1 protein-coding gene is annotated in these 621 nt (G+C 30.3%); it reads right to left on the bottom strand.

Going from position 1 to position 621, the window contains the following annotated elements; all coding sequences use genetic code 11:
• Window positions 1-587, bottom strand: a 587-nt coding sequence (locus tag KPL55_RS25790; RefSeq protein ID WP_281418919.1) for a 4-hydroxyphenylacetate 3-hydroxylase N-terminal domain-containing protein, incomplete at its 3' end; no start/stop codon positions are given.
• Between the last annotated feature and the right edge of the window lie 34 nt (window positions 588-621).

Below are 621 nucleotides of genomic sequence, written 5' to 3'. Positions count from 1 at the left end.
GAATTACATATACCAGTTTGGTGAGCTTTAGCTCCACGAACTACGATACCATCAGGTCTTCTTTCTACAACGCGAAGATACATATCTGGATCTTCTTGTTTTGATATTGCAAGACCTCTATCTCCTTTTGGATCTGTCATTGCTCCATCTACAATTAAATCATTTTCATGGATATATGTTAAAAATTTAATGAAATTTTCATGGTATTTAGTTCCATACTCTTTATCAATTTCAAAAGTTGTACTATATTCAGAATTAAATGCGTCCATTCCTACACATCTTTGAAAACAAGAAGCAGTTTTTTGACCTAATAATCTTTGCATTTTAACTTTTTTAACCAGATCTCCAGCACTTTGATGTATATTGGCAAATCTATTAATTACTTTACCTGTTATTATTGAAGTAGATAGAAGCAAATCTTCATATTCAGGTTTTTGAGCTAAATCATAAGTCATTTTAACTGAGTTCATTGAAGGACGTATTATAGGGTTGTCCACCACATTTTCTACTTTTTCTCCAAACATATAAACTTTTAAATCTAATTTTCTAAGACTTTCTACATATTGGTCTCCAGTCATTAATCCCATTAAAATCATTCTCCTCATATATATATTTTTTGTA

The sequence above is a fragment of the Clostridium lacusfryxellense genome, assembly GCF_018861735.1.
Classification (GTDB): domain Bacteria; phylum Bacillota; class Clostridia; order Clostridiales; family Clostridiaceae; genus Clostridium_AD; species Clostridium_AD lacusfryxellense.
The sequence above is the reverse complement of the archived record's forward strand: the minus strand, read 5'-3'. Positions and strand labels throughout refer to the sequence as shown.